Here is an 8953-nt window from a genome sequence, read left to right on the forward strand (position 1 = left end):
TTAATTCGAATTATCAATTGCCGCAAGCCATCTTTTAAGCTCCACTTTTTCTGGACCAACAGCACCAGCTTTAATGTATTCTAAGTCGACTGAATCATAGTTGCTTGCCAACAGCCTAAGTCCCCATTCATTGGAATCTGAGTTCTCAAAACCACGCAACCGATCCAAAATAATATCTTCCATGGAGATTACATAGACATACCGCTCCTGATCTAACTGAAGCTTAACTAACTTCTCATATGAACCTTCAAGTGCGTTATCTACAACATCTATGACAATCTCAATTCCCTCATGATAAAAAATCCGGCCTTCTCGTTTAAAGCCGATCTTAGGCAGTAGCTCTCTTAATGCAATACTGGAGCTGGTCACGAAATCAATATCTCGGGTTGTATAGTCTCCTTGGGTATAAATCTCCACTGCCAATCCACCCACCACAATCGGGTAAGCGTCTTTTCGAGGAATAGGCTCCATAAGGGTGGTTATGATTGATGCAGTAGCCAACATGGTCGAGAGTTTATCTTCTTTAATAGGAATCAGCTTTTCAATTTCAGTTTTCGCCCATTGAATATCTTTATCATCAGTCATTTCAATTTAAACCTCGAGAGGACTTTTTCCTCGTCAGGATTTCTCATTTTATTAGCCTTCTTTATTGCGGGGTCTGCCGGATACATGCGATTGTAGCGGTCAATGACGTTGGCTACGGATTCCCTCTTTTCAAGATTGTTCTTTTTGAGTTTTTCAAAGGAAAGCACCTTCATCCATAACCCCTCCTTATTGTATATTATAACAGAAAAAGCTGCCTTGATACGGGTTCCCAACCTAGGCTGAGGAAAGGACACTCAGAGTGTAGAGCGAGTAATAATTGAATGGGACTCCTCCCTTTTCATATTTCTTAATTTCGCCTGCATGCTTAATATCTCCAAAAAACCTGCCGCACCAGGCAGGCTCATTCATTCCATTATTCAAACTCACCCGGTTCCATCGCCGTCAGCCGGTTCGTCAATTCGATGAATGTCGCAATCCCGTACAGGAATGCGTCTTCGTCGACGTCAAACCGGTTGTTGTGGTTGGCGTAGGCGGTCCGGTCGTCTGCGCCATGGGTGCCGAGGCGGAAGAAGACGGACGGGACTTGTTCCGAGAAGAAGGAGAAGTCCTCGCCGCCCATTGCCGGGATGACTTTCTTCAGCGCCTGCGGGCCAAACAGAGAGTCCACCGTTTCCTCTAATACCCGTGCCGGCACGTCCGCGATTTTCACCGACGGGACGCCGTAATGATAGGTAAGCATGCAGGATCCGCCGAGCCCACCTGCGACGCCTTCCGCGATGGCGCGCATACGCTCCTCCATCCGGGCGCGCGTCTCCGGCAACATCGTCCGGACGGTTCCTTCCACTCGGACCGAATTCGGGATGATGTTGTTTTTCGTGCCGCCTTCGATCTTGCCGAAGCTGAGCACGACGGAGTCAAGCGGGTCGGTCTGCCTGCTGACGATCTGCTGCATCGTGACCAGTGCCTGCGCGGCGATCATAATCGGGTCGACCGTCTGGTGGGGATAAGCCGCGTGTCCGCCTTCACCCTTGAATTCAAGCTCGAAAAAGTCTCCTGCAGCCGTCGCAAATCCGGTCGAAGACAGCGAGAATTCGCCTGTCCGGACGCTCGGATGGACATGAAGTCCCGCCATGACGTCCACTTTCGGATGGTCCATAGCCCCGTCAAGGATCATCGCTTCCGCACCCTTCCCGATTTCCTCGGCAGGCTGGAAAATCAGCTTGAGCGTGCCCCGCTCCAAGCCGGTTTCCGAGAATGCCCGGACAACGCCCAAAAGAATCGCCGTATGCGCATCATGCCCGCATGTGTGCGCCTTGCCGTCACGTGTACTGCGGTACGGTTGATCGATCTCATCCTGCATCGGGAGGGCATCCATGTCAGCCCGCAGACCGACGACCGGTCCCGGTGCTGTGCCTTTCAGGACACCAATCACACCAGTGCCTCCGACGCCTTCTTGGACGTCATAGCCCCAGGCACGGAGCTTATCAGCAACCAATTTTGCCGTTTCCGTTTCTTCGAATGAAAGCTCGGGGTTCATATGAAGATAACGGCGGGTCTCTACTGCCTCTTCAAACACATCCCCGGACCGTAGCGTACAGCTCAGGCCAGCTTTCCTTAGGCGCTTCAAAACGTCCGATTCCATCCAATGTCTGTACCATATCGATCTCTCCTGTCATCAAATCACACCCAGTTGTTCACTTTTCAGATCCGTCACGAACATATGGCCCGGCGCATGGGTGATCATGAGCGAAGGCTTTGCATGCATCGCGACGGACTGAGGGGTGACACCGCACGCCCAGAAGACTGGCGTTTCCCCTTCACGTACCGTGACCGCGTCACCAAAGTCCGGTTTAGTAAGGTTCCGGATTCCGATTTCCTCCGGATTTCCGATATGGACCGGCGCCCCGTGGACCGACGGGAACCGGCTCGTCACCTGGACGGCACGGACCACGTCGCCCGCGCCCATCGGCCGCATCGACACCACCATGGGACCCGAGAACTTCCCGGCAGGAACCGTATCCACCGAGGTCCGGTACATCGGGACATTCACACCCTCTTCATGGTGCCGCATCGGGATTCCGTTGCGGATCAGCGCTTCCTCGAACGTGAAGCTGCAGCCGATCAGGAACGCCACCATGTCGTCCGTCCAATACTCGTTTAGATCGGTCGGCTCGTCGGCCAGTTCCCCGTTCCGGTACACCCGGTATTTCGGCAGGTCCGTCCGGAGATCGGCACCTGGCGCTGATGCTGCCGGAATCGCCGAACCGACGTCAGTCACGTCAATCAGCGGGCACGACTTCGGATTGCGCTGGCAAAACAGGAGAAATTCGAATGCGTCCTCCTTCGGCAAGATTGCCAGGTTCGCCTGTACATAGCCGTCGCATACGCCTGCGGTCGGTCCCGAAAAAGCCCCGCTCCGCACCTTTTCCCTGAACTGTTCCGGTGTCATGTTCCTCATGCGCTCACCTTCTTCCGCCTGAACTTGTCCATGAGCAGATAAACGCTCGTGACGAATAATGCCGAGATGCCGAGCCGTACCCACATGGCCATCTCAACCGTGTTGCCGCCGGGCACATAGGCAGCCGTCAGCAGCATGCCCTGAATCCATTCCGCCGCAAGAAGCGCGGCAGCCATTCCAATGAATACGATCAAAAACCGCTTCAACGTCATTCCTCCTCGAGTCCCGACTTATGTAATTCCCGCTCGAACATCACCATGTCGAATGCGCGGATCCCGTTTTCCCAGATCGGTTCTGGATAGGACAAAAAGAAACCTCTTCGGATGTGGCTCATTCGAAACCCGCACTTCTGGTAAAAGGAGAGATTTCCGATGCTGGAGTTGGCCGTTCCGACGATCATCCGCCTGAAGCCCATCTCCGTGTACCGGACGATGCCGTCTTCGATGAGTGCACGTCCAGTCCCCACACCCCGGGCCTCTTCATGAAGTGCGATGTTCTTTAGCTCCACCGTTTCCTCATCAACGGGAACATACAGCGCCGCCCCAAGAACCTCGCCTCCTGACCTCGCCACGTAGAGCCGGCCGTCATGGAGATAGTTCCGGACAGCCGCCTCCCCTTCATCCGCCAGCTTCAGCAATGGGAGATAGGCTTCCCGCGGACCGGTAACTTCCTCAACCCTCATCCCCGGCCATCTTCTCCATCCGCTTTTCCGCAAACCGCTTCAGCAGATGGACGGCGGCGATGCAGTCGTCGAGGTCGGACCATTCCGCCGGGTTGTGGCTGATGCCGCCGATGCTTTTCACGAAGATCATCGCCATCGGCACATGCCTTCCAAGAATCATGGCGTCATGGCCGGCGCCGCTCATGAGTTCCATCGGCCGGATGCCCGCTTGTCCGAAGACCTGGGCAAGTTCTTCCCGTACTTCATCCGTTACCGGCACTGGGTCGATCGAGGAGGCCAGGTTCAGCTCGACTTCAACTCCAGCTTCAGCCGCGCAGAGCTCCGCTGTTTCGCGCACCTTCCGGACCAGGCCGTCACGCGCATCCTTATCAAGGTCACGGATATCGACGGTGAGTGCAACCTCCTCCGGAATGACGTTGGCGCCGTTCGGAGAGACGTTCAGCTTGCCGACGGTAGCCACGGCAGTATCGCTGAACCGGGCGGGCAGCGAACTCACTTCATGCACAAAGCGGCCCGCCGCGACGAGCGGATCCCTTCTTCCGATCATCGGCGTATTGCCGGCATGTCCTGCTGTTCCACGGAAGATAGCATTCAGCCAGGCCGGTCCCGCAATGCCCTTGACGATACCGGCAGGCAAACCTGCCTGCTCGAGCAGTTTCCCCTGCTCAATATGAATTTCCGCGTAGAATCCGATTTCTTTCGGGTCCCTCGCGGCTTCCAGGAATGCATCCATGGACGTGCCGTAGGCGCTGATGACCTTTTCAAGCGAGTTGCCGTCCGAGTCCGAAAGCGCGGATAGCGCCTCACGCCCGAGGTCGCCCGTCATCGCCTGGCTGCCCATGATGCCCGCGCCGAAACGTGATCCTTCCTCTTCGGAGAAGATGATCACTTCCACCGGCACCGGCGGCTCGTAACCCGTCTCTTTCCATGCCTCGACCACTTCAAGCGCGGATAGCACGCCGAGCGGACCGTCGAAATTGCCGCCGTTCGGGACCGAGTCGACATGGGAGCCCGCCGCGAATGCCGGTCCGTCTGCCTTCCCTTCAAGCCGTCCGATCACGTTCCCTGCGCCGTCCATCCGGACATCCAGTCCCGCTTCGCGCATCCATTCCATAACCTGTTCCTTCGCCAACTTTTCCTCCGCCGAGAAACCCGGGCGGTTGACTCCGCCATCCTCTGTCTCCCCGATTAAAGCAAGTGCCGCCAGCCTGTCCGCGAGCCGCTTTCCACTCACGCCGTCCCGGTCTGCCGTCCCATCATATCCGGCGAGCAGCCGGTCCCTCACCGATTCTCTCAACTGAAAAATCCCCTTTCTCTCTGTCCGAAAAGACGGATTACCTAGAATTTTACGTCATCTGTCCGCTTCTTCTATGATAAACTCTTGAATATATGAAAGAAAGGGGACGACATCATGAGCGACATCCGGACCGCGGCTCTGATCGGCCTCGGGGCCATCGGGGCGGCCTACGCCGAGCGCCTGCAGACACATCTGAAAGAGAATTTCCATGTCCTGGCCGATGAAGGCCGCATCACGCGTTACAAGGACCACGGCATCCGTATCAACGGACGCGAGACCCGCTTCCGCTACAAGCCGCTGACCGATGAAGCGGGGCCGATTGACCTGATTTTGTTCGGCGTGAAAAACGACCAGCTGGATGAAGCGATTGACTGCGTCCGCCCGTTTGTCGGGCCGGAGACAATCCTTCTCCCGCTCCTGAACGGAATCTCGAGTGAAGAAGACCTGAAAGCGGCCTTCCCGGACAATCCGGTCCTCTACGCCATGTGTGTCGGGATTGATGCGCAGCGCAAAGAGCGCGACATCCGCTACTCCAAGCTTGGGCAGATCACGTTCGGCACGCGTGCCGGCGAGTATCCGGAAGCGGAAGCCGCTGTGGAACAGCTCTTCCGCGAGGCAGACGTCCCTTACGAAATCCCGGACGACATCTGGCGCGAGATGTGGTGGAAGTTCATGATCAACGTCGGGGTCAACCAGACCTCCTCGGTGCTCCGCGCCCCGTACGGCATTTTCCAGACCATCCACAGCGCAAGAAGCTGGATGGAAGAGGTCATGAAGGAAGTCGTGCAAGTGTCTCAGGCGGCAGGCGTCGGCCTGAACGACCGCGACATCGCCCGATTCCGCCCCGTCCTGAACAGCCTGTCTCCGGAAGGCAAGACGAGCATGCTGCAGGACATCGAGCAAGGCCGAAAGACCGAAGTCGAATTTCTCGCCGGCAAGATGGTCGAACTCGGGGAAAAATACGGCGTGCCCGTGCCGGAGAACGAGCACCTGCTGAAAGTCATCCGGATCCTGGAGAAAATGTGACATGACCAAACCGGTACAGCCCCAGTCCTGGGCACCCCCAAAGCACATCGTCTCGGCTGCCGCCATCGTCGTGAACGAGCGGAATGAACTGCTTCTGTTCCGAGGCCCGCGACGCGGATGGGAAATGCCCGGCGGCCAGGTCGAAGAAGGCGAATCCATCCGGGACGCCGCCATCCGCGAGACTCTTGAAGAATCCGGCATTGAGATCGAGATTACCGGCTTCTGCGGCATTTACCAGAACGTCTCCCGCGGCATCTGCAACACCCTCTTCACCGGCAAACCGGTCGGAGGGGCACCCACCCCGTGCGAGGAAGCACTCGAAGTCGGTTTCTTCCCGCTGCCGGATGCGCTGGAGATGGTCAGTAACGGGAATTTCCGGGAGCGGATCGAGAAGTGTCTGGACCAGGAATGCCAGCCGTTTTATGTGGAGTTTAATACGTGACAAAGCAAAGACGCGCCCCTCGCAGGAGCGCGTCTTTTGCGTTATCGATTCGACTTGACGGTCACATTATCGATGGTGTCTCCGCCCCACTCATACTCAAAGAACACTTCAAAATCACCTTTGTGATACCAGAGGTAGTCGTATTCCATCGGGTCTTCCTCTTCTTCTGTTTGCTCAACCGGCCCCATGTGGCGCATCACTTCTTCCAGTGACGGCTCTTCGTCAAAGTAGTATGTCACCGTGGTGACCGGATCGCCTTCTTCCAGAACAGGGTGCGGAACGCCATATTCATACTTCCCGTATACGTAGCGGATTCCGCCTTCGAAATCATACTCAGCTTCCGGGTCACCCGCCTTCTTCTTGAGCTCTGTAAGCGTGGATCCGATCTGCACGATGGCATCCGACACTTTGCCCTTCCTCAGCTCCGAGTAGAACGATGCCGGCATGACGGACTCCTCTTTGCTCACCTTGTCGTAGGACCGGACAAGGAACGTGGCGAGTTGTGCCCGGCTTGTCGTGGCACGCGGATGGTACGGATTGGCGACAGAGATGCCATTCTCGAAAAGGATTTCAATCGACTTCGCATAGGCGGAGCCGCCGATGTCACTGATCTCCGGTGCACCCGGAAGATCACGGAACGCAAACGTACGGGCAAGTACTTCCGCCATCTGGTCGCGTGTGATCAGGTTCCCCGCCATCAGCCGGTTATTGGAACCTTTGAAAATTCCCATGTCCTTGACAATCTTTGAATACATGACGAGTTCCTGATCCGCCCAGCTATTCGGTACATCCGAGAAGTTCGGAACAGAAGCGGTTCCGTATGTCTTCACATACTCCTCAGGCGTCAGCCCGCTCTGTTTCACCACATATTTTCCTAACGCCTTCACGACATTTCCGCGGCTCAGCTGTCCGTTCGGTTTGAACGTCCCGTCCCCGTAACCTGTCATGATGCCGAGTTCATTTGCCCGTACGATATTGTCGTGATGCGAACTTTCCTTAGGCACATCTGTATAACCGGCGGCAGATGCCGGAAGCGCCGCTCCAAAGATCATCCCTGCCGCAGCCGTTGATAGCGCAAGCTTTTTGAATGGCATACGTGTCATACGCCAACCTCCTTTAAGGTGTTACCGGATAATTTCGGTATTGTCTGGAATTTCCCTTCATTAAAAACTACCAGTTTGTAAAATAATCTAAGAATTAAATTAAGGGAGACGCAAAGGACCGCGGCTCCCTCATTAGTACATGAATTCCACTTTATCTATGAGATAAACGTTCCGGATGGCAACTTCACCCACTTTACTTTCTACCAAATTTCATCTATAAATAACTTTGGAATATTTACCAAGAAAGAAGGCAAGCACCCCATGGGTTTACGTTTTAGAAAACGGGTGAAGTACCACTCCAAAGCCGCTCCGGCAATCCTCCTGATCGGTCTGGCCCTATTCCTCACCGGCTGTGGCGAAACGGTCACAGATGAAGATGTTATGGAAGAAGAGACGGAGCAGGTCCAAACGGAAGAATCGTCTGAGCCGGAAAAGAAACCTGAGGAAACTGCTCCGGCGAACGATGAGACCCCGGAGAAAACCGCTCAGGCCAAACCGGAAGAACAGGCGGCAAAAGAAGAAACGGAGCCTGCCAAGAAACCGACCGAAACCGGCGGAACCACGGCCCATATACCGGTCGAACTCGTCAAGACGATCGACGGCGACACAATCAAGATCCGCTACAATGGGCAAGAAGAAAATGTCCGCTACCTCTTGATCGATACGCCGGAAACGAGCCACCCCCGCCTCGGCAAGCAGCCGTTCGGCGAACAGGCGAAGGAGCGCAACCGCGAGCTTGTGAACAGCGGCGAACTCTCCATTGAATTCGACATCGGCGACCGGACCGACAAGTACGGCCGGTTGCTCGCCTATGTGTATGTAAACGGCAAGAGCGTCCAGGAGACTCTGTTGCGGGAAGGCCTTGCCCGCGTCGGCTACGTCTATCCGCCGAGCACACGCCACCTGACGCCGTTTGAAGCCGCCGAAGCGGAAGCCAAAGCGAAGAAAGTCGGCATCTGGTCGATCGAAGACTACGCCACCGACTCCGGATTTGATACGGAAGCTTCCGGCCAGCAAAGCGCTGCTGCGAGTGCACCCGTTTCAACAAGCGGTACCTCTTCCGGCGGAGGCGGGGCATCCGGCGGCACGAACTACGACGGTGACCCGAGTGCCCAAAGCGGCACGACCACCGAACGGTTCAAAAACTGCACCGAACTCCGCACGAAATACCCGGACGGCGTCCCCGCCGGCCACCCGGCCTACCAGTCGAAGATGGACCGGGACAAAGATAACTACGCATGTGAATGATGGAATGAGTAAATCCCCCGGCAGCGAATGCCGGGGGATTTTGTGTAATTAGGTCCAATGACGAGATTGAAGCCGCGAATGACGAAACCGGAAGCTCGAATGACGAAATTGCGGCCGCGAATGACGAGACCGGGCGCTCGAACGGCGAAAC

Annotated in this window: 11 protein-coding genes; 3 read left to right on the forward strand and 8 right to left on the reverse strand. The window is 55.9% G+C overall.

Translation table 11 applies throughout. The features are described 5' to 3' along the window. The 7 genes from AC6CHQ_RS15115 to AC6CHQ_RS15145 all read right to left on the reverse strand — a co-directional run bounded on the left by AC6CHQ_RS15115 (window position 1) and on the right by AC6CHQ_RS15145 (window position 4983). Window positions 1-585 carry a DUF6036 family nucleotidyltransferase gene (locus AC6CHQ_RS15115; RefSeq protein WP_498081994.1) on the reverse strand — a complete coding sequence of 195 codons (585 nt, stop codon included), beginning with the start codon at window positions 583-585 and terminating at the stop codon, window positions 1-3. After that, on the reverse strand, window positions 582-758 hold the full coding sequence (locus AC6CHQ_RS15120) for a hypothetical protein (protein ID WP_251240028.1): 177 nt from the start codon (window positions 756-758) through the stop codon (window positions 582-584). The genes AC6CHQ_RS15115 and AC6CHQ_RS15120 overlap by 4 nt, the downstream gene beginning before the upstream one ends. 200 nt (window positions 759-958) lie before the next feature. Then, a complete protein-coding gene (locus tag AC6CHQ_RS15125; RefSeq protein ID WP_498081995.1) occupies window positions 959-2173 on the reverse strand; it encodes a M20 metallopeptidase family protein in 1215 nt (404 codons plus the stop codon). 48 nt (window positions 2174-2221) lie between these two features. Further along, window positions 2222-3004 (reverse strand): putative hydro-lyase, encoded by a 783-nt coding sequence (locus AC6CHQ_RS15130; protein WP_251240031.1) that lies wholly within the window; start codon window positions 3002-3004, stop codon window positions 2222-2224. Further along, complete coding sequence (locus tag AC6CHQ_RS15135; RefSeq protein ID WP_251240032.1) at window positions 3001-3210, reverse strand: hypothetical protein; 210 nt, start codon at window positions 3208-3210, stop codon at window positions 3001-3003. The genes AC6CHQ_RS15130 and AC6CHQ_RS15135 overlap by 4 nt, the downstream gene beginning before the upstream one ends. Before the next feature lie 2 nt (window positions 3211-3212). Next, window positions 3213-3686: a GNAT family N-acetyltransferase gene (locus tag AC6CHQ_RS15140; protein WP_251240033.1), complete on the reverse strand. Its 474-nt coding sequence runs from the start codon at window positions 3684-3686 to the stop codon at window positions 3213-3215. Further along, entirely contained in the window at window positions 3676-4983 is a 1308-nt protein-coding gene (locus tag AC6CHQ_RS15145; RefSeq protein ID WP_251240034.1) for a M20 family metallo-hydrolase, read from the reverse strand. The genes AC6CHQ_RS15140 and AC6CHQ_RS15145 overlap by 11 nt, the downstream gene beginning before the upstream one ends. A gap of 114 nt (window positions 4984-5097) precedes the next feature. Between AC6CHQ_RS15145 and AC6CHQ_RS15150 the strand changes: the two genes are divergently transcribed. Continuing rightward, window positions 5098-6009 (forward strand): ketopantoate reductase family protein, encoded by a 912-nt coding sequence (locus AC6CHQ_RS15150; RefSeq protein ID WP_498081996.1) that lies wholly within the window; start codon window positions 5098-5100, stop codon window positions 6007-6009. 1 nt (window position 6010) lies between these two features. Next, a complete protein-coding gene (locus AC6CHQ_RS15155; protein ID WP_498081997.1) occupies window positions 6011-6451 on the forward strand; it encodes an NUDIX hydrolase in 441 nt (146 codons plus the stop codon). A gap of 41 nt (window positions 6452-6492) precedes the next feature. Here the strand turns inward: AC6CHQ_RS15155 and AC6CHQ_RS15160 are convergent, their stop codons facing one another. Further along, a complete protein-coding gene (locus AC6CHQ_RS15160) occupies window positions 6493-7554 on the reverse strand; it encodes an S-layer homology domain-containing protein (RefSeq protein WP_498081998.1) in 1062 nt (353 codons plus the stop codon). A gap of 261 nt (window positions 7555-7815) precedes the next feature. Between AC6CHQ_RS15160 and AC6CHQ_RS15165 the strand changes: the two genes are divergently transcribed. Then, a complete protein-coding gene (locus AC6CHQ_RS15165) occupies window positions 7816-8802 on the forward strand; it encodes a thermonuclease family protein (RefSeq protein ID WP_251240038.1) in 987 nt (328 codons plus the stop codon). The last annotated feature ends 151 nt before the right edge of the window (window positions 8803-8953 follow it).

The organism is Bhargavaea sp. GQ12 (assembly GCF_059758705.1).